Below are 24,962 nucleotides of genomic sequence, written 5' to 3'. Positions count from 1 at the left end.
GAATGGATATACACCTAATCCAAATACCACCTGGGGCCCTCCAACCTAAAGTGAACAGCATTACACGATATGGTGGGCTTTTTTGTTTTTTACAGAATTATGGATTGGGGTGCAGACCGTCTCCCGAGGATCAACTGTAGGAGCTGGCTTGCCAGCGAAGGCGGCCTCACAGCCGAACCATCACTCGCGGATGTACCCGATCAACTGTGGGAGCGGGCTCATCTGTACAACGCATTCATTCAGACGGCACGCGTCATCGTTGTCGACCATCGCTGCGATGCGGCGACCCGACAAGCCAGCTCCTACAGGAGATCGGGTACGGCCGCGGGAGATTGAATGGATTACGCCGGGGTCTTGGCCTGTCGATGATCGGCAAAGAACGCCTTGCCCTGGCTGATCCGATCCGACGCCTTGGGCATGTTCACCGCCTGGGTGTCCTGCGCGTCTACATACCAATAACAATGGCTCACGGCCCGGGTAATGCCCACGTAGGCCAGGCGCAGGATCTCGTCTTTCTGCGCATTGTCGTAAGGCTCGCTATCGCCAGCCTTGCCCAGGCCCGCCATGCGGTATACCTGGTTCTTGTACGGTGAACGGGTCAGGTGCTGGCAATCGCCAAGCAGGAACACCGCGTCCGCCTGAAGCCCCTTGGCGCTGTGATAGGTCAGTTGCTTAAGGCGCCGGGCTTCATACGGCAAGCTAGAATCCACATTAACTACGGATTGAATATGCTGTTCAATCAATGACTTATCGATGCTTTTTCGATAAAGCATCAAGATTGAATCACCCTTGCGGTAGTGCTCCATCAGGCGCTGGGCCATGCCCTGGTCGTCCCGGTCCAGCACATTGACCGGCAGCAAAGTCTTCGGCTCGCCGCTGGCCTTGGCCTTCTTGCCGGCAATCGCCGGCGCGGCCCGCACGATGTGTTCGGCGGCGTCGATGATGTGCTGGTGGCTGCGATAGTTGTCGCTGAGCATGACCTTGGTGGTGCTGGGCGACGAGAACGTCTTGTTGAATTCCATGAAATAGGTGGGCGAACTGCCGCGCCAACCGTAGATCGACTGCCAGTCATCCCCCACGCACAGCAATGACGAGTGCTGGGCGCCGCGTCCTGTGTGCATGGCCGGGCCGCGGCTGCGGATCTCGACCAGGCTGGCGCGGATCCACGAGACGATTTGCGGCGAGACATCCTGAAACTCGTCGATCATCAAGTGCGACAGCGGCCGCAACAGCTCGTCGCTGAGCAGTTTGAGGTTCTCCGGTGAATGTTCGCTGAACAACGCGAACATGCGGTTGTAGGTCATGACCGGCGGTTTCAGGTCGAGCAAGTGATCTTCCAGGGCTCGCCAGTACAGGCTCAGGGCCTCGAAGAAAAACCGGTCCGGGTCATCCTTGGCAAAGCTCATCTGGCCCACCGCCGTCGGCACATCCAGGCCGAGGTTTTCGATGAACCCGGCGGCGGCGACAAAACAGTCCAGCAACGGCGCAGACGCAAGCTCTCCCTTGACCTTGTAATCGAAGCCAGGCCCGGCGCTGGCGTCGCCGCCAAGGGAGGCCAGGACACGCCTCGACGATTCGTAACTATCCAGCCATATCAATGGCTTACGACAGAAAGCTTGAAACAGGGTTCGCTTCACCGCCGATTCCGCACGCAGTGTCAGCTTGGCGTTGGGCCGGGTCAGTTGTGGATTTTCCCCAGGGTCGAAACCCAGCACCACCCAAGCATCAAGCGACGGAATGTAACCGTGGCAATGAAAGGCGCTGCCATTGATATCAAAAGCCTGGCGGTTGGGTTCGATACCCTTGATCGGCCAGGCGCCGGCGCGGAACCACAGGTCTTCCACCAGGTCGCAGAGTTCCTCATCGCGTTTGGCCGCCAACTCGGTGACGGCCACGCGTTTCTGCACATCGGGGTGGTCGCGCTCCAGCTCCTTGAGTTGCAAGGCGTGGCGCGACAACGGCTGGATCAGCTCGCGAAAACGCTGATCGCGGCTGTGCAAGGCGTGATAACAGGCGTTGAGTTGCTGACGCTGGGCGTCATTGATACGCAGGTCGAACGGGTTGCTGTCCACTTCGTCATCCGCGCCTTGGGCGCGGTGACTGAGGTTTTCGAAGGCTTGCAGCCGTTCGAAGCCCGGCAGGCTGCGAACCATCGGCAGGATCCGCGAGTGGAAGGTGCGCACCAGGTCACGCGCGTCCCTGAAGCTGATTACCCGCCCCCAGAGCGCGAACAGCTCGATCAGTTTATTGATGAAATCCTTGCGCGACTCGCGGGTAAAGGTCACCACGGTCATCGAGCCCAGCTCGAATCCCAGGTAGTGGTGGAGCAGCAAAATGCGCAGGACCAACGTCGTCGACTTGCCCGCGCCCGCTCCGGCAATCACGGAGGTCGAAGGCGTGTCACTGAAGATCATCTTCCACTGCGCGGCGCTGGGCTGGGCATATGCCGGCAGCAGCCGGGCGACGTCGGCCTTCACGCGCTTCTTCAATTCGGCGCTCAATGGCAGGCGCCAATCGTCGAACAGATGCTCATCGATGTTCGGTGGCCGGTGCTCGGTGCTGCGCGAGTCGCGAATCAGCAGGACCTGCCGGCCCTCTTCGAGTCCTTCGAGCTTGCCTTCCTTATATCCGTAATCCACCCCGGCGATATGCCCACTGCGAAAACCGTCTGCCTGGCCATGCAACCAGGACGCGCGGTGCTGCGCGCGCAGGCGTGTCAGGCCATGACCAAAAAAGCGCGCGGCCAGGCGTTTGAGCAGTGGCATTTCAGCCAGGGGGCGAAGTTCAGGCGGAAGATCGGGGGTGTGTTGCGGCACGCGGACGGACTCCAGGGTGTGAGGCTGTTGAGGGCTATGGTGTCTTTATTTGCCGTTCAGTTCTAGTGAAATGCTTAGGACTCATCGACTTATGCGCGATATTGAAGGTTGTATAAGATCCATTTGAGGTAACTTCCTATCAAACTATTCGATGATTATGAGGCACTTTTTACGCTTTTTATCGATTATTGCCTGATGGATGATGCCCGTCATCAACCACCGGTCTCGATTCGTGGCCAGGCCCTTGCGCCCCATGACGAACCTTACAGGAGACGATCATGCTTGAACTCAGACCTTTCAACTCGCTCGGCGGCGCTCACCATGGCTGGTTGGATGCCCATCACCACTTTTCGTTCGCCGAATACCATGACCCCAAGCGCATGAACTGGGGCAACCTGCGGGTATGGAACGATGACGTGATCGCCCCGGGCACCGGTTTCCCGCAGCACCCGCACCGGGACATGGAAATCATCACTTATGTCCGTGAAGGGGCGATTACCCACCAGGACAACCTGGGCAACAAGGGTCGCACTGAAGCCGGTGACGTTCAGGTCATGAGTGCTGGCACCGGGATCGCCCATAGCGAATACAACCTGGAAGCGACACCGACGCGGATTTTCCAGATCTGGATCATCCCGAACGAATCCGGCCTGGCACCCTCCTGGGCGCCAAGCCGTTTCCCAAAGGCCAGCGCGAAGGGTTCGTGACCTTGGCCAGCGGCAAGGCCGGGGACGATCAAAGCCTGCGAATCCGCGCAGATGCGCGACTGGTGGCGGCGAACCTGAAGTCTGGTGAAACGGCGGAATATCACTTGGACAACGGCCGTCGCGCTTACCTTGTTCCGGCCACGGGGGTCATTGAAGTCAATGGCTTGCGAGCAGAAGCTCGAGACGGTGTCGCGGTTGCCCAGGAGCAGGTGTTGCGGGTGACGGCGATTGAGGACAGTGAGATTGTGTTGGTGGATCTGGCTTGATTAGGTAAGTCCTAAGCACCGTTGGTGCCTGGACTACCGTCTTCGCTGGCAAGCCAGCTCCTACAAGGTTGCATCAATCCTGCGGGAGCTGGCTTGCCAGCGAAGGGGCCATCATTTATTTCGAAGAAATAGCGCCATCCACCAGGGTCTGGGCCTCAGCCACCAACTGCTTGAGGTGGTCGTCGCTCACAAAGCTCTCTGCATAGATCTTGTAGATGTCTTCGGTGCCCGACGGACGCGCCGCGAACCAGCCGTTTTCGGTCATGACCTTCAGGCCGCCAATGGCCTGGGCGTTACCCGGTGCTTTGCTGAGGATGCTCTGGATCTTTTCCCCCGCCAGCTCGGTCGAGGTGACCTGATCCGGCGACAGCTTGCTCAGCAGGGCCTTTTGTTCCGGGTTGGCCTTGGCGTCTACCCGCACCGAGAACGGCTCGCCCAGTTCATCGGTCAGGGCACGATAAGCCTGGCTTGGGTCGCGACCGGTACGGGCGGTCATTTCAGCCGCCAGCAAAGCCGGGATCAGCCCGTCCTTGTCGGTGCACCAGACGCTACCGTCCTTGCGCAGGAACGAAGCCCCCGCGCTTTCTTCACCACCAAAGCCCAGGGAGCCGTCGAACAGGCCATCGGCAAACCACTTGAAGCCCACCGGCACTTCGTACAGACGGCGTCCCAGGCGCTTGGCCACGCGGTCGATCAAGCCGCTGCTGACCACGGTCTTGCCCACCGCGGCATCTGCTCGCCAGTGCGGGCGGTTCTGGAACAGGTAATCGATCGACACGGCCAGGTAGTTGTTCGGCGCCAGCAGACCGCCAGAGGGGGTCACGATGCCATGACGGTCGTGATCCGGGTCGCAGGCGAAGGCCACGTCGAATCGTTCTTTCAGGCCGATCAGCCCCTGCATTGCGTGGCTGGACGATGGGTCCATTCGGATCTGGCCATCCCAGTCGACAGTCATGAAGCGGAAGGTAGGGTCGACCTGCTTGTTCACCACGTCCAGGTCCAGACGGTAGTGCTCGGCGATCGCCGACCAGTAGCGCACGCCTGCGCCTCCCAGCGGATCGACGCCCAGGCGCAGCTTGGCATCACGGATGGCGTCGAAATCGATCACATTGATCAGGTCGGCGACATAGGTGTTGAGGTAGTCGTGACGATGGGTGGTACTGGCCTTCAGCGCCTGCTCGTAGCTGATGCGCTTGACCCCGGCGAGTTTGTTCGCCAACAGCTCATTGGCTTTGGCTTCGATCCACTTGGTGATGTGGGTATCGGCCGGGCCGCCATTGGTCGGGTTGTATTTGTAGCCCCCGCTTTGCGGCGGGTTGTGGGACGGGGTGATGACGATGCCATCCGCCAGGCCCGAGGTACGCCCGCGGTTGTAGCACAGGATCGCATGGGAAACGGCTGGGGTCGGCGTGTATTCGTCACCTTCGGCGATCATCACCGTCACGCCATTGGCAGCCAGTACTTCCAGGGCGCTGGCGCCGGCCGGCGTGGACAAGGCGTGGGTGTCGATGCCGACGAACAAGGGGCCATCGATGCCCTGGGCCTCGCGATACAGGCAGATGGCCTGGCTGATCGCCAGGACGTGCCATTCGTTGAAACTCAAATCGAACGAGCTGCCCCGGTGCCCGGAGGTGCCGAAGGCCACTCGCTGGGTCGAGATGGCGGCATCGGGCTGGCCGGTGTAATAGGCCGTGACCAGTCGCGGGATGTCTACCAACAATTCTGCCGGTGCCGGCTTGCCCGCAAAAGGACTGAGTGTCATGCGCAACCTCTGAGATAGAGTTCAGGAATTGGAACGGAGTTTACTGGCAGTTTGACCTAAGCGCGATGGAATCGATCCATCGGCATGATTTTACCTGGGCTCAATCAATGGCTTCCAGGCGCAAGGCGTCCCCCAGCAAGCCCAGCGCGGCGGCCAGGTCCTGATCGCTGCCAACGCCATGGCTCAAACGCAAGTGTTGCCCATGCAAGCCTTGCAGACTGAACAGCTCGCCGGGCGCAACCACCACCTGTTGCCTGAGCAAACGCTGGAACACCCGGCTCATATCGACCCGGCGCAGCGAACGCAACCAGATCGTCGCGCCGCCCTGGGGCTCGACGTACTGCAAGGCGTCGCCCAGTCGTTCCTGGAGCAGCCGGGTCATCTGGTCCTTGCCGTCCTTGAGGCGCCGACGCAATACCTGCAGGTGTTGATCGATGCGTCCGTTGCTGTACAGGCGAGCGATGGCTTTCTGGCGAATCGGCGACAGGCGAAAGGCTCGTAATAGAAATTGCCGCTGCAGCTCGCCGCTCATATGGCGAGACAGCAGATAACCGTAAGGCGCTTCCGGGCCGATGATCTTTTCGAATGCGGAAAACACCATCAGGCGCTCCGGGGCCAACAGCTCGCGAAATCGCAGTAGATCGGGCTCAAACCCGAGTTCGCCATAACTATCGTTTTCCAGCACCCAAGTGTCATGTCGGCCCAGCAATTGCGCGATCGCTTGCCGGTTATCATCGGGTGCCTTGCTGCCCCGGGGCATGTTCAGCCCGGACGACACCATCACCAATCGCACCGGCTGCTCTTCCAGCAGGTCCCTGAGGCGCTTGCAGTCCAGGCCACCGTCGCCCAGCAGCGGCCATTCGATCACCTTCACGCCGGCTGCCTGGAACAGGCGCAGGATCGCCCAGTCACACGGCGACTCGACCACCACCGTCGCGTCCTTGAGAGCCAATACGACGATCAGTATTTCCAGCACACCGCGTAGATCGGCGCCGATGTAGACATCATCGGCATGCCAGCAGCGCACCGGCGAGGTGGTATAGCGCGCCGCCAACGCGGTACGCAGCTCCAGTTCGCCGCAGGGCTGCGCAGACGGCTGCGGCTGGCGCGGGTATTGGCGCAGCAGCTCCCTTTCCAGCAGCAACAGCGGGCTGTCGAGCGGTTGCAGCAAGGCCGGTTCATCCGCGCTGAGGACCAGCATGGCGGGAAGACGGGCGTTGACATAGACGCTCTCGAGCAAGTCATTGCCATCGTACAGCGTACTGCTGGGCGCGACCGGTAGCGCGTAATAACCGGACTTGGCCACCGAATAGACCCGCCCCTCCTTTTCCAGAAGCGAATAAGCGTACTGGATGGTCGAGATCGACACGCCCAGGCGCTCGGACAGCTCACGCAAGGATGGCAGGCGTACGCGACTGTCACTCACGGGTTCGCTGATCAGGCAGGTCAGGTAACGGTAGACCGCCTGGTAGGCGAAATCGGTTTCACGCTGTCCTTTCATGACAAGGGGCCCCATCCGTGGCGGTGGCCGCCACGCACATCCGAAAGGGCCGGCAACATGCGCACGATCAACGTCCTGCCGACCATTGAGCGGTCATCGACGCCTCGTCGCTTGCCTGCACTGGCACCGAGGCCTCGCTCGCGGGCGGGTTCATCGGCCTGCCCTGCTCTGCCACCGGCCCCATGCGATACAACCTGCCGATCAGGCTCACAGGCAAGCCGCTGACATCGACCATCCACTGCAGGATCTGCTCCGCGACCGGATGCCCCTGCATGGCCCGGTGCAACTCGGGCAAGGCCACGAGCATGCCCGGGTGACATAGACGCAGGAAGCGCTCGAGGGCCGCGCCCTGCTCGACAAAAGGGGCAAACAGCAGGCACACCCATTGCGCCTCGTTCAGGCCGAAGTTCTGCTGCGCCTCCTCGGCGATGCGTGCGCGCTGGCCGGCCAGGGTCGCCGGGTTGCCGTACGCCTCCTCTGCCCGTTCGTACAAGTATTCCTCCAGTTGGTTACGACGCATCATCACCAGGGCGCGCTGCAGGTAGTGGGCAACACCTGCCTCATAGGTGCCGCCCTGGACGAAGCCGGCTTGCAATCCGCGCAGGTGCGCCGAGACAGCCACGCTGACGAACTGGTTTTCGCCAAGATGAACCGCCAGTTCATCGGCCTGGAAGCCGAGAAACTCGGTCAGCAACGGCCAACGATCTTCAAGGTGGCTGACCAGTACGTCGTGAATATCGATGTAGGTAGTACGACGACAGGCTTCAAACTGTTCAGCCGGACGCCAGGTCTCCTGGCCGTAGTCGGCATAAAACGCCTGGTAACAGTCACTGCCCAATTCATCGAGCAGCATGAACAACCCGCCGTAATCCGCCTCGTGACGGTTCGACGTCTCGAGACCTGCCTTGGCGGCCGCGCGCTTGAGCCCTTCGATAAAGCGCTTCTGCTGGCGCGGCGAGTCGCCACTGACCAAGGCATCGACACCATGATTCCAGCGGGCGATCTGTCCATGGAACTCGCCCGTGGCCAGATACCCGTCGTCCAACAGGTCAAGAGGTCCGTCCACGGCACGACGATGGCCGATCATCAGAAGGTTCGTCCGATTGGCTTCACGCCCGGCGCTGGACACCGGTGCCTGGTGATCGAACGGCAGTACCTCACGGTTATCCACCATCAACACTTCGACTCGGGGATCGTCGTAGAGGAACAAAGCGCTGTAGCTGCGATGGATGTTATCCAGCGCCAATTGGCTCATGCCATTGAGCCGCAGGGTCGCGACCCGCAACTGGAATGTCGCGGGCGCCCGACTGGCGATCGTCAGCTGCGCGGCACGCAGCAGTGCCAAGGTGTAGCAACTGTCACGCGAGCCACACTGGATGGCCAATACCTTGAAGCCACCGATCCGATCCATTCCTCCGGCGGCGACAGCCAGGCGCTGTATCAATAACTGCAATGCCGTGCGCTCGGCACGGGAAAAAAAACTCAGCAGTCGTTGCAGCACTTGTTGATAGACATAGTTCATCGCCTGATCATGGATATGGGTCATTTTCTATTTACCTGATATTCGTAAGTTCGACACAGCGCAAACAACTGCACGCACAGCGCAAAGGGATGCCTGAATGGGGATTAATTACTGGACTTTATTACCAAATGCTAACGCTAAAGTTTTTGGTCAACATTTGAAATAATTGATCGCCAGAAGCGAGACAGCCACGCAATGGCTTGCGCGCAGGCTCTTGGCCGCAGCTTGTGACGATTGCCTTCGGCATCCTAGGAAATGTCTGACAGCGTCCCACAGACATTTAATACAAATAATGAGGAAAGAAGCTTCTCGAAATAATGTGGCGACCGCACAACGATTCACTAGTTGTCGAACATGGGTCAACGACGCGCATTGAAAAGTTTCGGCTAGATACCTGGCCATGACTCATTCCTTGAGATGAAAGTAATCATGCAATTATCAGTACTTGGATGTTGATTAGAAGCTACAGATCGAGAGCAAAAACCGGTTCAGTTGCTGAACCGACCCACCTTCAGGCTGGTGGGACGTCTCATGTCGGGGGGAAAGGCGCTCAAACGCAAGAGTCCGTGCAGGCACGGACTCTTTGAGGGGGGATCAGGCAGGTTCGACTTGCAGGGCAACCCTTTCCCGGCATGGGCATTCGTCCATGTAGCGGTGCGCCTCGACAAACTCGGCAAACGGGAAGACCCGGGTCTTGAGCGGCAGCAATACGCGATCGGCAGTCATCTGGTTGATGTCGCGCAAGGCACGTTGCAGTGCGACCTGATCCTGGATGATGCCCAATTCCGGCTTGCCGGTGAAGTTACCGATGCAGTGCACGAAGAACTGAATGTTCTTCTGGAACGCCGCACACGCCGGGAATGGCGTCTGGTTGCCGCCTTGCAGGCCGTACAGCACCAGGCTGCCGCGAGGCGCCAGTACGTCGCCGAGCAGGGACATCTGAGGGCCACCCAAACCATCGAACACCACGTCGACGCCGCGGTTGTCGGTGATCTTGTTGATCCGCATCAGCAGGTCTTCTTCCTCGGTGACGATGACTTTCTCGGCACCCAGCGACAGCAGGTATTCACGCTCGTCCGCGGTCTTGGTCGCGGCGATCACTCGAACACCCAGGGCCTTGCCCAATTGTACGAACGAAGGGCCGGCGCAGTGACTGGCGTCGGTGACCAGGGCAAATTGCCCGGGTTTGACCCGCGCCAGATCAACGTAGCCAAAATAGGCAATCAACAGCGGCGTGTAATGCACGCTGGCTTCGATCGGGCTGAGCACGTCCGGGTAACGCGACAGCGACGAGCGCGGCAGCACGATCAGCTCGCCGTAGACCGGATAATCGTTCGGGCTCTGGGCCGGGAAACTGGCGACCTTGTCACCGACCGCAAGGTCATCGACACCCTCACCGACAGCGGTGACGATACCGGCCATTTCCTGGCCAATACCGGCTGGCAAGCGAGCGTGTGACGACGCCAGGTTCTGCCGCCAGAGCGTGTCGTACCAGCTGATGCCAATGGCTTCGACGCGCACCTGCACTTCGCCCGGTGCAGGCAGGGCCGCCGCATGCTCTTCGCATTTGAGCACCTCGGCTGAACCAAACTTGTGAAAACGGATCGTGCGGGACATCGCAAACCTCGCCAATTGAACCTCTAATGCCTTGAACTCTAGCTGGGCTTTCAACCCAACACTATCAGTGGCTATTAATAGTCGACATGCCTGTCATTGATTCCGCAGCTGCGGCGACATCGTCAAATGTCGCAAGAAACCGAAGCAGCCTTTTTGGGAAAACTGAATTACCCGGTGCAGAGTACCAGCCTTTGCCCGTAATATTCCTGCTGGCCATTGTTCCCATATGGCCGCTCACGTCAAGTTTGCTGACTCTGCCAGGACTCAAGATGAATCGTAATGACCTGCGTCGTGTCGACCTGAACCTGTTGATCGTATTCGAAACCCTGATGCACGAACGCAGCGTGACCCGCGCCGCGGAGAAGCTGTTCCTCGGCCAGCCGGCCATCAGTGCGGCGCTCTCGCGCCTGCGCGGGCTGTTCGACGACCCGTTGTTCGTGCGCACCGGTCGCAGCATGGAACCGTCCGCGCGGGCGGTCGAGATCTTCGCCCTGCTCTCTCCGGCGCTGGATTCGATTTCCACCGCCGTCAGCCGTGCCGCCGAGTTCGACCCGGCCACCAGCACCGCGGTGTTTCGCATCGGCCTGTCGGACGACGTCGAATTCGCCCTGCTGCCCATGCTGCTCAAGCGCCTGCGCGCCGAATCGCCGGGCATCGTGCTGGTGGTGCGACGGGTCAACTACATCCTGATGCCCGGCTTGCTGGCCTCCGGCGAAATTTCCATCGGGGTCAGCTACACCACCGACCTGCCCGCCAACGCCAAGCGCAAGGTGTTGCGCCGCAGCATGCCAAAACTGTTGCGCGCCGACACCGTGCCTGGCCCATTGAGCCTGGATGACTTCTGCGCCCGCCCCCATGCGCTGGTGTCGTTCGCCGGCGACCTCAGTGGCTTTATTGACGAAGAGCTGGAAAAGCTCGGGCGCAAACGTCACGTGGTGCTGGCGGTGCCGCAGTTCAACGGCTTGAGTACCCTGTTGAGCGGTACCGATATCGTCGCCACCGTGCCGGACTATACGGCCGATGCGCTGACGGCGGCTGGCGGGGTGCGGGCGGAAGATCCGCCGTTGCCGGTACGCAGTTTTGAATTGCATATGGCGTGGCGTGGGTCACAGGATAATGATCCGGGGGAGCGTTGGTTGCGGTCGCGGATTCAGATGTTTTTTGGGGATCCGGATAGCCTGGCGTAGGCGCCTGAGCGTCACCCGTGACGCTGGCCGAATTAAAACGGCGTTAGCTCAGCAACTCGACGTTCTCGTCGATTCGGCCTTGAATGGTATCAAGGGTGTCCTGGGTAATATCGCGCGGGTACATGTCCTGGGCGATGGCAACGAACTGGCTCGCGACGCGGCAAATGCTGTCAATGATGCCGCCAGCAATCTCCACTGAGACCTCTGCCTCATCTGCAAGCCTGATCATCGCGCCTCGATCAATCTCCAGGGCCTCGCCCATCACGTCCATCTGGTGATAACCGCCCGGTCCCTCGCAGAACGTCACGTCGTAGGCTGGCGTCAGCTGCCAAGCACCGGACCGCGACATGACGTAGGCGAAGTTTTTGGGGTGGTCGTCCCGGTTGTTGAACGCGACATTGAAGACGGCACGCTCGAAGGCGATAGCTTTCTCTCGTACGTCGTTGGTGCACATATGTGTCGCCCGCAAGAAGTTGACATAGTCCAGGGCTCCCGGCGACCTGTAGTCAGCCCCGGTAAAGGCTGCAAGGCTTTGCATGGGCACGCGCTGGCCGTCCAGGCGATCAAAGCGTTTACTCGCGAAGGCTGCCAGCCCATTGGGCAGATTGAAGTGCTGCGTGTCCGGGGTCTGGATGCCGCACCTGCGCAGGCACTCGGCATAGACCATTTCGATAGCGCAGACTTCAGGATGCTCTTCCTTTGCCGGGAACTTGATCAGCCAGGCTTCGAGGTCCGGCTTGGCGGCGGTGGTAAAAGCCCCCGTTTGAGGATTGCGATAGACCAACGCCTTTGGCCTTGCGCCTTGTGGCGAGCCCCCCACCAGAAGCAATGTCTGCAGGAATTCCCCGCCTTCACCCTTGAGAACTTCCTGAACTTCAGCCGCCAGCAACTCAAGGGGGATATGCGCTTGCGGCTGCTGCCCCTCGGGCGCTACGGGCTCGAACGACATTGCCCCCATGGCGTTGTTGCCAATAAAAGCCAGCCGCTCCAGAGGTCCTATGCGTGCCGTATTGAGGCCGCGGCGCCGGATCAACCGGTCCATCAGCAACATGCCCCAGCCGTCAGGCAGTGAGTCATAAACTGGCCCTGGCAGTGCCAGCTGGTGGGACGCAAAGCCTCGACGCAACTGGGGTCCCGCCAATGGAAGCGTGTAGGACGAAAGCTCCAGGCCTCTAGTCTTCGCTTCATTGCTGTACTCAAACACAATCTGTGGGCGACCGGTGATGGCAGTCGTAGACACGAGCGTGCCCCACAACCAACGCTCACCCCAACCATCGTAGTAGACGTCAACCTGCTCAAGCATGGTCGGTCTTCCTTTTGATCCGATGACGATTGACGGTGTTCTCGTAGCGGCGAATGTCTTCAATGCTGTCCAGCTTTGGCAAGAACAGTGCTTCGAGCTCCTTGGTTCGTCCAAGGACCATGGCCACACGAATCACGTTCTCCAACCCGACATTGCGCCCGGCTTCGAGGTTCGACACGGTATTGGTGCCGATACCGGCGCGACCGGCCACATCGGCTTGTGTCATCTGCTGAGCCAGCCGCTCCGTGCGCAGGCGCTCGCAGAGCCGCTTGACGATCTCATTCGGCTTACTGAAGCTTAAATCCAACATAACGGGTCTTCCGTCGATTTACGCGACTTAATACCCAAAATTATAGAATTATCATCCATCGAATTCAAGAAACATAATTCCCTTTAACTGTGGCTTATCTTCAAATGAACCGGATAAACCACAGAATTCAGGAATTAATATTACTTTGGGGTTCACCCTGCCGAATGGCTCACGCCGAATGCAGCACATAGTGCAAGGAGTAGCCTCCAAGCCGTTGCTCCAGCTGTTCGCGCTGCCCAGCATCCAGACCAGCCACTCGAATATCCACCCGCTGCCCATGGCGATCATCACTAAGCACTTCCACCTGGCCATCGGCTGCCACCTGCCAGACCTCCTCCTCGAACACCCGGCGGATCGCATCCAGGCGCAAGGCGGGCTTGAAGGTCTTGCCCACGGCCGTCAACGGGATCTGGTCGATCAGCCAGATATTCTTGGGGAGCGCGGCACGCTCGTGAATGTGTTGTATGGCGTGCTCCATCAACTCGGCTTCGCCCACCTGCTCACCGGCCTTGAGCTGGACGTAGACCACCGGCAGCTCGCCGGCCTTGATGTCAGGCTTGCCCACCGCAGCGGCCAGCGCGACCGAGGGGTGGTGATGCAGGGCTTCCTCGATCACCTGCGGGTCGATGTTGTGGCCGCCGCGGATGATCAGGTCCTTGCTGCGACCGGTCAGCCAGATGTAGCCATCCTGGTCGATGCGCCCCAGGTCGCCGGTGTTGAACCAGTCGCCGTCGAGCCACAGACCCTGGTTCTTGTCCGCTTGCAGGTAGCCCTTGAATACCGTGGGGCCGCGCAGGCACAAGGTGCCGGCCTCATCCGTCGCGGCGTCACGCAGGTAATGGCCGTCACCATCGAGCACGACGATCTTGACCTGGCAATACGGCAGGCGCAGGCCAATGGAGCCGGGCCGGCGCTCTCCGTCGCTGGGGTTGCACGCTGTGGCGCAGGTGCCTTCGGTCAAGCCGTAGCCTTCGATGATTTTCAGTCCCGTGCGGGATTCGAACTGACGGATCAGTTCCACGGGCATGGGGGCCGCCCCGCACAGGGCAAAGCGCAAGCTCGAGACATCGATGCCGTCGTTGGGGATCTGGGCCAGTGCCGCATAGATGGTAGGGACGCCGCTGAAACTGCTGACCCGGTATCGCTCCACCAGCTTCCAGAAATCCTTGATGAGGGTCGGATTGCGATAGCCCTGCGGACCGGCGAGCAAGACTTGGGCGCCATAGGCAAAGACGGCGAGCCCGGAGACCATCACCCCATTGACATGAAACAACGGCAACCCGCATAGCAGCACGTCATCGGGCACATAGCGACCGTGCAGGCCAATGATCTCGGCCATCGCCACCTCGTTTGCATGGCTGTGGGGTGCCAGCTTCGGCGTACCCGTGGTGCCGCCCGTGTGGAAGTAGGAGGCGATGTCGTCCGGGCGGATCACTCGCGCGCTTTCCAGATGGTCATCGGGGCAGGCAGCCAGCAGTTCGTCGAAGTCCAGCACACCTTCCGGCATGGCCGGGCGCTGGGCCTTCACGGCACTGCGTTGCGGCTCTGGCAGCAGGTTCGCCAGATCGACGGTCACGATAGTCGCCAGCTCTGGCAGGCTCTCGCGCAACGTGGCGACCTTCTGCCACAGGTCAGTACCGGGGAACGGCGCCAGGGTGACCAGCACCGTGGTATTGGAAGCGCGGATCAGTTCGGCGATGTGTTGCGGCTCCAGCAGCGGATTGATGGCATTGACGATCCCGGCCGCTTCGCCACCCCAGATGACAAAGTGGGTGTGTGGCAGGTTGGGTAGCAGGAAGGACACCGCCTTGCCTGGACGCACACCCAGGCGATGCAGGGCATTGGCGGTTTGCGTGACCTTGGCGAACAGCTCGGCGTAACTGATAGTCCAGGGCTGGTCCTCGATACTGCCGGTCGGCAAAAAGCTCAGGGCGGGCAGCTCGGCGTAGCGGCGTGCCGAACGTTGCAACAGTTCATAGGTGCTGGAAGGCAGGTCGCGCTGTGCCAGTGGCTGTTGTTGTTCCAGGGCTTCGATATCAATCAGCCGGGCGAGAGATACGGGTGCAGTCATGGTCTTGTCGTTCCGTCAAAGAAGGTCCGCAGGTGTCAGCCAGCTTAGGTCAGTTCCTGATTATTGGCGCCGGCGGATGCGTGGTTGGAAACGCCTGTTCAAAGGCCCGGCATACCCGCAGCACCTGATCATCGTTAAACCGCGCGCCAACCACCTGTAACCCGATGGGCAAACCTTCGCTGGAAAACCCACAGGGCACTGAAGCGGCAGGTTGCTGGGTCAGGTTGAAGGGATAGCTGAAGGGCGACCACTTCATCCAGTCATCAAGCCCGGAGCCTGGCGGTACATCGTGACCGGCCTCGAATGCGGTAATCGGCATCATCGGGCACACCAGCAGATCGTAACGGGCGTGAAAGGCGTTCATGTGCGCCATCAGCTCGGCACGTGCTTGCTGGGCGGCGGTGAAATGCGCCAGGGTGGTGTGTTGGCATTGTTCGGTAAAGCGCAGCAGGCCCGGGTCGAGCAAGTGCTTCTGGGCCTCGCTCAGTTGCCCGGCCAAACCGACGGAACCCGCATGGACCACCGTCTTGAACAGTTCAAACGGGTTACTGAAGCCTGGATCGACCGCCTCGACCTGTGCGCCCAATTGCGCCAGCCTTTCAACCGCCTGATCGACCACTCGCGCCACCTGTGGATCGACGTCCACATAGCCGAAATCCGCACTGTAGGCGATGCGCAGGCCACGCAGGTCGGTGTTTTGCGCTAACCATGGCGTATGCCGTGGAGCCCCCAACAGGGCATCTCTCGGATCAGGACGAGCGACGGTCTGCAGGAACAGCACCGCATCCTCTACGGTGCGGGTCATGGGTCCCAGGTGGGACACCAGGGTGGTGGCGCTGGCCGGCCACTGGGGAATATAGCCAAATGTCGGCTTGAAGCCGAAGGTGCCGGTGAAACTGCTGGGTATGCGAATCGAGCCACCTGCGTCGCTGCCCTGGTGCAACACACCCAGATTGAGCGAGGCCGCGACAGCCGCGCCACCCGAAGAGCCACCCGAGGTCATGCGGGTGTCCCAGGGGTTGCGTGTAATGCCGTAGATCGGGCTGTCGGTCACACCTTTCCAGCCGAACTCAGGGCTGGTGGTCTTGCCCACGATGACGGCGCCTGCTTCACGTAGAAAGCCGGTGATGGGCGCGTCGACATCCCACGGCCCTTCCTCGCCAATCAGCAACGATGCTTTGCGGGTGGGCATGCCACAGGTGGCCGTCAACTCCTTTATCGAAATGGGCAAACCGTCCAGGGCACCGCAAGGCTCACCCTTGAGCCAGCGTTGTTCGGCACCGCGTGCCGCCTCGAGTGCGCCTTTCGGATCGGTGTAGCAATACGCGTTAACCTGCGGATTGAAGCGCTCGATGCGGGCCAGTGTGTCTTCGGCAACCTCCACCGGCGACAGTCGTTTGGCACGGTAATGCGCGAGCAGCTCGACGGCGCTCATGTCCGCAATGGCAGTAGCCTGTGTCATGGCAATGATCCTTGTGTTGCGCAGCAGGGGGACAGCCCCCTGCCCTCGCCAGTCAGTGATGTCAGGACAGGTAATCTTCGACCAGCGCCACCCAGCAGGCAGCCCCCAACGGAATCAACTCATCGTTGAAGTCATAATGATCGTTATGCACCGAGCAGCCATTGAACTCACCGGTGCCGTTGCCCAGTCCGAAGTAGCAGCCAGGCACTTCGTGCAGCATCCAGGCGAAGTCTTCACTGCCCATGGCCTTGAGTCCGACTGCGTCCATGATATTGGCACTGCCCAGCGCTGACCGGGCCGCATTGAGCAGGTGTTGTGTCTCGGTGACCGTGTTCACCAGGACCGGCGCCAGCAACTGGTAATCGATCGTCGCCGTCACACCGAACGAAGCGGCCTGGCATTCGACCAGGGTGCGAATCCTTTGCTCGACGAAATCACGCAACTGGGGGTCGAGCGTGCGCACGCTCAACTCCAGCGTGGCCGTCTCCGGGATGATGTTGACTGCGGTCCCGGCATGCACCTGGCCAATACTGACGACCGCCGAATCGTTGACCCCGATGTTGCGCGAGACCACGGTTTGCAGGGCGCTGATAATGCCGGCCAACGCCGGAATCGGGTCAATGCTGCGCTCCGGCATCGCCCCGTGCCCGCCGCGTCCGGTGAGCGTGATGCAAACACGCTCGGATGAAGCCATGACGGCGCCGCTCTTGATGATCGCCTGCCCCACGGGAAACCCCGGCATGTTGTGAAAGGCATACACCGCATCACAGGGAAAACGGCGGAAGAGCCCGTCTTCCATCATGGCCTTGGCCCCGGTCAAGCCTTCTTCGTCTGGCTGGAAAATCAGGTTCAGGGTGCCGTCGAACTGCGCGTGCAACGCCAGTTGCTCGGCGGCGGCCAACAGGGTTGCGGTATGTCCATCGTGGCCACAGGCGTGCATGACGCCCTCGCGCCGGCTGGCCCAGGGCAGTCCGTTTCTTTCCAGGATCGGCAAGGCATCCATGTCCGCCCGCAGGCCCAGGGTTTTCGTGCCGTTGCCTCGGCGCAGCACCCCTACCACACCACTGCCGCCGATGTGGGTATGCACCTCGTAACCCCAGTCTTCAAGGAGGCCCGCCACCAGCGCGGCAGTGTCGCGGGTGTTTTGCCCGAGTTCAGGCTGGGCGTGAATATCGCGGCGAATCGAGACAAAACGTTCGGTGCTGGCGTGCAGTCGGGTTTGCAGAAGGGCTTGGTTCATGGCGCATTCCTTGTTCTTGGATTCAGGGCAGAAGAAACGGCGTGCTCAGGCACGCCCGGGGTGTTCGGGGTAGAACCACAGCGCTACACCACTCAACACGATGGCGGCGCACAGATACCAGGCAGGGACGAGCGCGCTGCCCGTCACAGCAATCAGCCAGGTCACGATCAACGGAGAAAATCCGCCGAACAAGGTCACGCCGAAGCTGTAGACGATCGACAGGCCCGTGACTCGCTCATCTCGGGGAAAGGCTTCCATCATCAGCGCCAGGCCTGCACCGCCACCGGCGGCCATTGGCGCAATCAGCAGCACCACGGCAAGCAGGCACAGCAGGGTGTTTTGCTGGTCGAGCAACATGAAGGCCGGATAGGCGAACACCAGTTGCAAGCCGCCCAACCAGTACAACAACGGCTTGCGCCGCAGCAGGCGATCGGCGAAGCGCGACGCCAGGGGCGGAATGACGGCCAGCAGCACACAGGCCAAGGCCACCAACGCGTAGGCGAAATTGCCGGGGTAGTGCAAGGTCCGGGTCAGGTACGTCGGCATGTAGAACACCACCACGTAGGAGGTTACCGTGGAACTTGCCATCAGCAACATGCCCAGCCCCAACGTCCTGGCATGGGTTTTCACGAAGTCGCGAAATGGCTGTGGGTGGTCGATCTTCTCGTGGGTTTCATCCAGGTGCTTGCGGATGTACCAACCCACTGGGCCGATCAGCAAACCGATGATGAACGGCACTCGCCAGCCCCAGCTGTGCAGCGCCTCCTGGGACAGGACAGTGGTCAGCACCAGCCCGGTCAGTGCACCCAGCAAGGCAGCGGCTCCTTGACTGGCCCCCTGCCAACTGACCATGAAGCAGCGATTGTCAGTGCGCCCGGACTCCATGAGAAAAGCCGACGCCGCCCCCACTTCACCGCCGGCGGAAAAGCCCTGCAGCAAGCGCCCCAACACCAGCAACAAAGTGGCGAAGATCCCGATGCTGGAATACGTCGGCGCAAACGCGATGATGCCTGTGCCAACGGTCATCAGGCTGATGGTCAGGGACAAGGCTTGCTTGCGTCCGTAGCGGTCGGCAAAGCGCCCGATCACTACCGCTCCCAGGGGCCTGACCAGAAATCCCAGGGCGAACGTCACCAGCGACATCATCAAGGATGCCAGGGTCGAGTTGGCCGGGAAAAACAGCTGGCCGATGATCACGGCGAAAAAACTGTAGACGGTGAAGTCGTAGATCTCCAGGCCGTTGCCCAGTGACGAAGCCACCACCACACGGCGCATCTTGCCGCTAGGCGGTGCGGCAAGGTCTGCGGGTGCGTAATCAAACGACGAGGAAGGAGCCGATGTGCTTTTCATGAATACGTCCCAAAAAAGTGGCGAGTGACAAAAAACACGCAGGCTCAACGCACCCCGGCCTGGCGCAAGGCATTCGGGGTGAACTCGGCCTCCACCGCCTTGACGTCAAACTGGAAGCTGCTCTTCTCTTCATTTTTCAGGCCCAACACCAGGTACCTGCCGCTGACCATGTCATTCAAGGTCTCGGCGGTGTAGAACGGCACCTGGTGGTTGTAGTAGGACTGCTGATGGGCTTCGGCGACGCGCCACAGGGTGTTGCGCCCGTCGTAGTGATCGATGACGGCGGCCTGCCACGAGTCTTCGTCGATGTAGAAGTCGCGCTTGGCGTACACGTGGCGCTGGCCCGGTTTCAACGTCGCGACCACATGCCATACGCGGTGAAGCTCATAACGCGCCAGCGCCTGATCGATATGGCCGGCTTTGGTGATGTCGGCGTATTTGAGCGTGGGAGCGTCGAGCTTGTAGCTGTTGTAGGGAATGAACAGCTCCTGTTTGCCCACCAATTGCCAGTCGTAGCGGTCCGGGGCACCGTTGAACATGTCGTAGTTGTCCACCACGCGCTGGCCATCGGTGCTGGCGGCCGGCCCGTCATAGGCCACCTGCGGTGCCCGGCGTACACGGCGTTGCCCGGCGTTGTAGATCCAGGCTTGGCGAGGTTCCCTGACCTGATCGAGGGTCTCGTGGACCAGTTCGACGTTACCCGCAAGGCGCGCCGGGGCGGTCACCGTCTGCTTGTTGTAGAACAGCACATTGCTCGCTTGGGACGGGTCGTAATCGGCCAGGCTTTCACGCAGTACGTATTGATGGTCGAAGGTCACCGGTGTCCCGACACCCCTGACGTCCGGGACAATCTGCACCATCTGGCGCTTCATGCTGTCGCCACGATAGCGAGCGAGGTGATTCCAGATCACTTCAAGGCCGTCCTTGGGAATGGGGAATGGAAACGCCTTGGTGAAGTTCTCCAGGCCATTGCCGCCGGCGACCAAGCGGGTATTCAGGGCATTTTTTTGCGCGGCCTCGACGATGCCCGGCGGCACGTTGGCGCTACGGTGGGTGGGATACACGTTCATCGTGTATTCGGGGTAGCGCTTGAACATGGCCAGTTGGCCTGGGGACAAGCGGTTTTTGTACTGGTCAGCGCTCTGCGCGGTAATGGTGAATAACGGACGCTCGTTGGCGAAGGGATCAGCCAGGAAGCCTTTACTGTCGATGGCCGCGGCGTTTTTCGGCAATCCCCCAGCCCAGGCTGGTATCGAGCCATCGGCATTGGCGCCCCGCTCGGCCCCTATCGGGGTCAATGTGGTGCCCAGCTTGGCGGCTTCCTCGGGCGGGACCGCCGCCAACGCGCAGGTACTGAACAGTAAGGTGAACGCACCGCCATGAAAAACCGAGTTCGAAAATCTCATCACTTGCTTCCCTGTTCTGATTGCGGGTTCAAAAGCTCACGCCGACGCTGAGCGCAACGAAGTCGCGATCCGTCGAAGTGTTGTAGGTGCCATCGAAAAAATCGGTGTACGAGAGGCTCGCGCTGTAGGTATTCCTGAGGTCGGCATCGAGTCCCACGCTGACGGCCTTGCTGCCCTCGTTGAAGTTGGGTCCGTACCCGTCCACATCGTGGGACCAGGCCACGCTGGGCTTGAGATTCACCCCGGCGAACACATTCGGGTAATCGAGATTGGCGCGGGCCCGGTAGCCCCATGAATTGGCGGTGTAGAAACCTTTGTCGTCGCAGTTTTGCGGGTTGACCGGGTTGGCGATGGTCGTGCAATTACGGTTATCGGGCAGTTCGCCGTTACCAAAGATGCTGTCGCGTCCGAATCGCAGGGCGCTGCCGTCGATATCGCCCAGATGGTTGAAGCCAACTTCGGAAACCAGGGTCAGCCGCTCGGCCGCCAACACCTGATCGAAAAATTGTGTGACGGTTACTTGAGCCTGGCTCACCGGCTTGCGCACATAGCCGTGGAATTCCTCGCCGGGCCGGGGCTGGGCGAACCCGCTGGTAAAAATCGGGCTGCCGAGGGCCGCCGCCATCGAGCCGGCGAGCGCAGAAATGGTCACATCGCTACTGTTGAGGGCCAACGGCATGTTGGGCCGGTAGCTGATTTCGCCCGCCACGGCGATCGCCCCTGCCGTCGTCGAAAAGCTCAGGCCGTAAAGCCGGATATCCTCCGGGTACTCGAGAAAGTACTCAGCCGTCGCCGCATGGGTGCCCGGCTTGATGGCAAAGGGGCTCACCCCCACCTTGCCACCCATGTAAGGCGCGCGGCTGTGATAGTTCAGCGCATAGGCGCCGAACTCGGTGTTGTCCAGCGCCTCGACTTGCCAGCGCAGGGCAATACCGAACTGGCCGCTGTCACGAGCGTCACGATCACTGCGGCGGGTGAAGTGGTACTGGCCGTTGGGGTCCGAGGGTGGCGAAAAGCCCATGCGGGTGTCACAGCCGTCTGCCAGCACGTCCGAGCCGAAGAACGTGCCGCAGTTGTCGACAACCGTCTGATCCCACTCCAGTTGATAGAAAACCTCGGCAGACAGGCTCTCGCCCAGGCCCTGAGACACATACACCATGTTGACGGGGATCAGCCCCTCTTTGATCTCCGCGCCCGGCCGGCGAAACGCGGCGACATCCGTGGGGTTGATCACGTTGATGCCGTTGCCGATGAAGGTGCTCTCCCCCCAACTGACCACTTGCTTGCCCAACCGCGCATTCCCCGGCTGATCGGCAATGAAGTAGTTGTGGTAGACGAAGGCGTCGAGCACTTGCGCGCCGGACGACTTGGCCGCTTCTTTGCGATTGTCGTCGCTGATCTGCAGGTAACGCCGGGTTTCATCCTTGAGTTCGAAGTCGTACCAGTACTTGCCCCGCAGGAACACACCGGTTTCGCCATAGCTGAGTTGCAGGTCGTGCACACCCTTGAAGATCTTCGAAAAGGTTTCACCCTTGCGAAAGTTCATGCGGCCATCGTCAGCACTTTGGCTGGAGGCGTGACCGCCATTCCAGGTACCGACGAAACTCGGGTCTGCATTGCGCAGCGCCCAACTGGTGCCGATGGATAACGAAGAATCGAAATGCCCCTGGACTTCGCCGACGTTGAAAGCGACGGCCTGGGCCTGGGTGCAAACACCGACCGCAAGGAGCGTGGTCAAGGTCAAAGACTGAAGCCGATCGAACTGGAACTGGTCTGCCATAAGCTTTCCCATCGTTTTTATTATTACTGGCAGTGCCTGTGGCCTGCCGGGCGATGTTGGCGCTGGTGAATCTTCTGGCAGCGTGATAAGAGTGTCCAATGCAAAGGTGAGCGGCTATTTATGCAATGAACGACTCAATCGATTTGAAACGGGTTCGCCATCTGGTCTACCTGAGTGAAGAACTGCACTTCTCCCGGGCGGCCGCGCGAGCGCACTTGTCACAGACTGCCTTCAGCCGCAGCATTCAGTCGCTGGAGGCGGATCTGGGGGTTCGGTTGTTCGATCGGGATACGCGCACGGTGCGGCTCACCACTGCGGGACAGCAACTGATCGGGCGGGCTCATGAGCTGCTCAGTTGTGCCAGTAAGATGTTGGCGCAGGCCAATGACCTGTCCGGCGCGGAAGGTGGGGAGTTGAGTTTTGGCGTGACCCCCATGGCCGCCAACCTCAACACGACCAGCGTGCTGGTCAAGCTAAGGCAGGAAATCCCCCGGCTGGTGTTGAACGTCCAGGTCAACTTCTGGGAGCATCTGTCCCATCAGCTGGAAACCAATCGGCTGGAGTTTGTGGTGGCAACCTTAAGGGCTGATCAGGAGTTTGATCCGCGCTTGTCCATTACTCATCTGCCGCCGCAACCGGCGTCGATCTTCTGCCGTCGCGACCACCCCTTGGCGCAACAGCGCCAACCGGTTTCACGTGCACAGATCCTGGAGTATCCGTGGAGCGGTGTCGTCGCCTCCACCGAGGCATCGGTGTACGCCTTGTTCGACCTGGAGCCAGGCACCCTGCTGCCCTGGACACTCAGCTCAAACGATCTGGATCTGCTGCGCGAAACCACACTCACCAGTGATTCGCTGCTGATGACCTGGCGCTCCTGGCTCGACAAGGACCTGCGCGACGGCCGCCTGGTGGACCTGATGCCTTTCATACAGCCGGGCTGGCCGGCGGATTTGCTGACGATCAGGAACGCCGTGGTGTGCCATGCGGGGCGAACGCTTGCGCCCATCGCTCAATTGGCGGTCGATCTGATTGTTGAGGATGCCCATAGATTGAGCTCCGTGTAGGAGCAGCCGGTCGACGCTCGATTGCTCGCGAAAAACCTGAGATCACCGCGGGGGGTCAGGCGACCCGCGTCATCGTTGACCTCCATCGCGAGCAAGCTCGCTCCTACAGTAGATCGGGTACAGTCGTGAGGGGATTGGTACAGGGGACCATTGCGAATCCGGAAACACACAATTTCCATCAACCGGGTTGATTGCCTCCTGACGCAAGGCGCAGGCTAGAGAGCTGCCCAGGCCTCTCCTATCATTCCGAATGATAGTTACCTTCGCCCCATTCGATTCGTGCGATACCACCCTGCCGAGCATCATTCGCCAATCTTAATACATTGGCGGATGCATCCATGGAACAGTCATTCAAACATTTGCGCTTGCCGTTGGCCCTGTTGGCCGTCGTGGTGATGAGCGCCTGCGGCAAGGCGCCAGAGACTGCCGCCAGCCTGCCCGCAGCCAAGGTCAGCGTGGCCAAGGTGCTGGAGCAACCGGTCAACGAGTGGGACGAATTCACCGGACGCCTCGAAGCACCGGAAACCGTGGAGATTCGTCCACGGGTCTCGGGCCAGATCGATGAAGTGGCCTTCACCGAAGGCGCCCTGGTCAAGAAAGGCGACCTGCTGTTCCAGATCGACCCGCGTCCGTTCCAGGCTGAGGTCCGTCGCCTCGAAGCGCTGGTCGCCCAGTCCCGCGCCAACGCCACTCGCAGCGAAAACGAAGCCCAGCGCGGCGAACGCCTGCGCACCAGCAATGCGATTTCCGCCGAATTGGCCGACTCGCGGACCAGCGCTGCCCAGGAAGCCCGGGCCGCCGTTGGTGCCCTGCAAGCACAGCTCGACCTGGCCAAACTGAACCTGAGCTTCACCCGTGTCACCGCGCCCATCAGCGGTCGCGTCAGCCGTGCGGAAATTACTGCCGGCAACCTGGTGACTGCCGATACCACCCCGCTGACCAGTGTGGTCTCCACCGACAAGGTCTACGCCTACTTCGATGCCGACGAGCGTGTGTTCCTCAAGTACACCCAGCTCGCCCGCCAGGGCAAACGCGGCGCCACCACCCCGGTGTACATGGGCCTGTCCAACGAAGACGGCAACCCGCACCAGGGTGTGATGAACTTCGTCGACAACCAGGTCAACCCGAAAACCGGCACCATCCGCGGTCGCGCCGTGTTCGACAACAGCGACGGCAGCTACACCCCGGGCCTTTACGCGCGCCTGAAACTGGTGGGCAGCGGCACCTACAACGCCATGCTGATCAACGATGAGGCGGTGGGTACGGACCTGGGCAAGAAATTCGTGCTGGTGATGGATGCCGACAACAAGACGGCTTATCGCGCCGTGGAGCTGGGTCCGAAAATCGAAGGCCTGCGCATCGTGCGCAACGGCCTGAACAAGGACGACACCATCATCGTCAAGGGCCTGCAGCGGGTACGCCCGGGCTCGCCGGTCACCCCTGAAGTGATCCCGATGGCCACCGAGCAAACCCTCGCGGCCCTGGCCCAACAACGACAAGCGCTGGAAGCCAGCAACCTGCCCCAAGTCGCGCCTGCCAAGGTCGCGCCGGGTACGGTTGTGAAAGTGGCTGCCGCGACTCCACGCGGTTAAGGGATA

Annotated in this window: 16 protein-coding genes and 1 pseudogene; 4 read left to right on the top strand and 13 right to left on the bottom strand. The window is 60.6% G+C overall.

Features of this window, described 5'->3' with window-relative positions:
• Positions 1-341 precede the first annotated feature (341 nt).
• Positions 342-2,816 (bottom strand): UvrD-helicase domain-containing protein, encoded by a 2,475-nt coding sequence (locus tag SOP95_RS18900; RefSeq protein WP_323607914.1) that lies wholly within the window; start codon positions 2,814-2,816, stop codon positions 342-344.
• Between the two features lie 278 nt (positions 2,817-3,094).
• Here SOP95_RS18900 and SOP95_RS18895 point away from each other — a divergent pair.
• Positions 3,095-3,789, top strand: a pseudogene (locus SOP95_RS18895) (pirin family protein).
• A gap of 115 nt (positions 3,790-3,904) precedes the next feature.
• On the opposite strand, the gene pgm reads toward SOP95_RS18895, so the two are convergent.
• From pgm to SOP95_RS18875, 4 genes are all read right to left on the bottom strand, one after another.
• Positions 3,905-5,551, bottom strand: a complete 1,647-nt coding sequence (gene pgm / locus SOP95_RS18890) for a phosphoglucomutase (alpha-D-glucose-1,6-bisphosphate-dependent) (protein ID WP_323607913.1) — start codon at positions 5,549-5,551, stop codon at positions 3,905-3,907.
• A gap of 100 nt (positions 5,552-5,651) precedes the next feature.
• Positions 5,652-7,052, bottom strand: a complete 1,401-nt coding sequence (locus SOP95_RS18885; protein WP_274075797.1) for an aminotransferase-like domain-containing protein — start codon at positions 7,050-7,052, stop codon at positions 5,652-5,654.
• 67 nt (positions 7,053-7,119) lie between these two features.
• Positions 7,120-8,598: a hypothetical protein gene (locus tag SOP95_RS18880; protein ID WP_323607912.1), complete on the bottom strand. Its 1,479-nt coding sequence runs from the start codon at positions 8,596-8,598 to the stop codon at positions 7,120-7,122.
• 570 nt (positions 8,599-9,168) lie between these two features.
• Positions 9,169-10,191, bottom strand: coding sequence for a zinc-dependent alcohol dehydrogenase family protein (locus SOP95_RS18875; RefSeq protein WP_274075799.1), 1,023 nt, complete (start codon positions 10,189-10,191; stop codon positions 9,169-9,171).
• A 269-nt stretch (positions 10,192-10,460) separates the two neighbouring features.
• On the opposite strand from SOP95_RS18875, the gene SOP95_RS18870 reads away from it, so the two are divergent.
• Complete coding sequence (locus tag SOP95_RS18870) at positions 10,461-11,378, top strand: LysR family transcriptional regulator (RefSeq protein WP_274075800.1); 918 nt, start codon at positions 10,461-10,463, stop codon at positions 11,376-11,378.
• A 43-nt stretch (positions 11,379-11,421) separates the two neighbouring features.
• Here SOP95_RS18870 and SOP95_RS18865 read toward each other — a convergent pair whose 3' ends face one another.
• From SOP95_RS18865 to SOP95_RS18830, 8 genes are all read right to left on the bottom strand, one after another.
• The gene (locus SOP95_RS18865; RefSeq protein ID WP_323607911.1) at positions 11,422-12,681 is read right to left on the bottom strand and encodes a type II toxin-antitoxin system HipA family toxin; all 1,260 of its coding nucleotides are present in this window, start codon (positions 12,679-12,681) and stop codon (positions 11,422-11,424) included.
• On the bottom strand, positions 12,674-12,991 hold the full coding sequence (locus SOP95_RS18860) for a helix-turn-helix domain-containing protein (RefSeq protein WP_274075802.1): 318 nt from the start codon (positions 12,989-12,991) through the stop codon (positions 12,674-12,676). Before SOP95_RS18860 ends, SOP95_RS18865 begins: the two co-directional genes overlap by 8 nt.
• Positions 12,992-13,160: 169 nt before the next feature.
• Positions 13,161-15,062 carry an acyl-CoA synthetase gene (locus SOP95_RS18855; protein ID WP_323607910.1) on the bottom strand — a complete coding sequence of 634 codons (1,902 nt, stop codon included), beginning with the start codon at positions 15,060-15,062 and terminating at the stop codon, positions 13,161-13,163.
• A 49-nt stretch (positions 15,063-15,111) separates the two neighbouring features.
• Positions 15,112-16,524 carry an amidase gene (locus tag SOP95_RS18850; RefSeq protein ID WP_323607909.1) on the bottom strand — a complete coding sequence of 471 codons (1,413 nt, stop codon included), beginning with the start codon at positions 16,522-16,524 and terminating at the stop codon, positions 15,112-15,114.
• 61 nt (positions 16,525-16,585) lie between these two features.
• Positions 16,586-17,764, bottom strand: a complete 1,179-nt coding sequence (locus SOP95_RS18845; protein WP_323607908.1) for a M20 aminoacylase family protein — start codon at positions 17,762-17,764, stop codon at positions 16,586-16,588.
• Between the two features lie 45 nt (positions 17,765-17,809).
• On the bottom strand, positions 17,810-19,114 hold the full coding sequence (locus SOP95_RS18840; RefSeq protein WP_323607907.1) for an MFS transporter: 1,305 nt from the start codon (positions 19,112-19,114) through the stop codon (positions 17,810-17,812).
• A gap of 44 nt (positions 19,115-19,158) precedes the next feature.
• Positions 19,159-20,520, bottom strand: a complete 1,362-nt coding sequence (locus SOP95_RS18835) for a DUF1329 domain-containing protein (RefSeq protein ID WP_323607906.1) — start codon at positions 20,518-20,520, stop codon at positions 19,159-19,161.
• A 28-nt stretch (positions 20,521-20,548) separates the two neighbouring features.
• A complete protein-coding gene (locus SOP95_RS18830; RefSeq protein WP_323607905.1) occupies positions 20,549-22,300 on the bottom strand; it encodes a DUF1302 domain-containing protein in 1,752 nt (583 codons plus the stop codon).
• A gap of 125 nt (positions 22,301-22,425) precedes the next feature.
• Here SOP95_RS18830 and SOP95_RS18825 point away from each other — a divergent pair, with 125 nt between their 5' ends.
• Together SOP95_RS18825 and mexE are read left to right on the top strand one after the other, a co-directional pair.
• Positions 22,426-23,364, top strand: a complete 939-nt coding sequence (locus tag SOP95_RS18825; RefSeq protein ID WP_323607904.1) for a LysR family transcriptional regulator — start codon at positions 22,426-22,428, stop codon at positions 23,362-23,364.
• Positions 23,365-23,702: 338 nt separating this feature from the next.
• Positions 23,703-24,956 carry a multidrug efflux RND transporter periplasmic adaptor subunit MexE gene (mexE, locus tag SOP95_RS18820; RefSeq protein ID WP_274075804.1) on the top strand — a complete coding sequence of 418 codons (1,254 nt, stop codon included), beginning with the start codon at positions 23,703-23,705 and terminating at the stop codon, positions 24,954-24,956.
• Positions 24,957-24,962: the final 6 nt, after the last annotated feature.

It is taken from the genome of Pseudomonas sp. YuFO8 (assembly GCF_035065025.1).
GTDB classification, from domain to species: Bacteria; Pseudomonadota; Gammaproteobacteria; order Pseudomonadales; family Pseudomonadaceae; genus Aquipseudomonas; species Aquipseudomonas putida_AE.
The sequence above is the reverse complement of the archived record's forward strand: the minus strand, read 5'-3'. Positions and strand labels throughout refer to the sequence as shown.

Excerpts from the sequence above, each read along its gene's own strand:
- SOP95_RS18880 (WP_323607912.1), bottom strand. The coding sequence starts at position 8,598 with ATGACCCATATCCATGATCAGGCGATGAACTATGTCTATCAACAAGTG.
- SOP95_RS18830 (WP_323607905.1), bottom strand. The coding sequence starts at position 22,300 with ATGGCAGACCAGTTCCAGTTCGATCGGCTTCAGTCTTTGACCTTGACC.
- SOP95_RS18875 (WP_274075799.1), bottom strand. The coding sequence starts at position 10,191 with ATGTCCCGCACGATCCGTTTTCACAAGTTTGGTTCAGCCGAGGTGCTC.
- SOP95_RS18835 (WP_323607906.1), bottom strand. The coding sequence starts at position 20,520 with ATGAGATTTTCGAACTCGGTTTTTCATGGCGGTGCGTTCACCTTACTG.
- SOP95_RS18855 (WP_323607910.1), bottom strand. The coding sequence starts at position 15,062 with ATGACTGCACCCGTATCTCTCGCCCGGCTGATTGATATCGAAGCCCTG.
- SOP95_RS18850 (WP_323607909.1), bottom strand. The coding sequence starts at position 16,524 with ATGACACAGGCTACTGCCATTGCGGACATGAGCGCCGTCGAGCTGCTC.
- pgm (WP_323607913.1), bottom strand. The coding sequence starts at position 5,551 with ATGACACTCAGTCCTTTTGCGGGCAAGCCGGCACCGGCAGAATTGTTG.
- SOP95_RS18860 (WP_274075802.1), bottom strand. The coding sequence starts at position 12,991 with ATGTTGGATTTAAGCTTCAGTAAGCCGAATGAGATCGTCAAGCGGCTC.
- SOP95_RS18840 (WP_323607907.1), bottom strand. The coding sequence starts at position 19,114 with ATGAAAAGCACATCGGCTCCTTCCTCGTCGTTTGATTACGCACCCGCA.
- mexE (WP_274075804.1), top strand. The coding sequence starts at position 23,703 with ATGGAACAGTCATTCAAACATTTGCGCTTGCCGTTGGCCCTGTTGGCC.
- SOP95_RS18865 (WP_323607911.1), bottom strand. The coding sequence starts at position 12,681 with ATGCTTGAGCAGGTTGACGTCTACTACGATGGTTGGGGTGAGCGTTGG.
- SOP95_RS18825 (WP_323607904.1), top strand. The coding sequence starts at position 22,426 with ATGAACGACTCAATCGATTTGAAACGGGTTCGCCATCTGGTCTACCTG.
- SOP95_RS18870 (WP_274075800.1), top strand. The coding sequence starts at position 10,461 with ATGAATCGTAATGACCTGCGTCGTGTCGACCTGAACCTGTTGATCGTA.
- SOP95_RS18845 (WP_323607908.1), bottom strand. The coding sequence starts at position 17,764 with ATGAACCAAGCCCTTCTGCAAACCCGACTGCACGCCAGCACCGAACGT.
- SOP95_RS18885 (WP_274075797.1), bottom strand. The coding sequence starts at position 7,052 with ATGAAAGGACAGCGTGAAACCGATTTCGCCTACCAGGCGGTCTACCGT.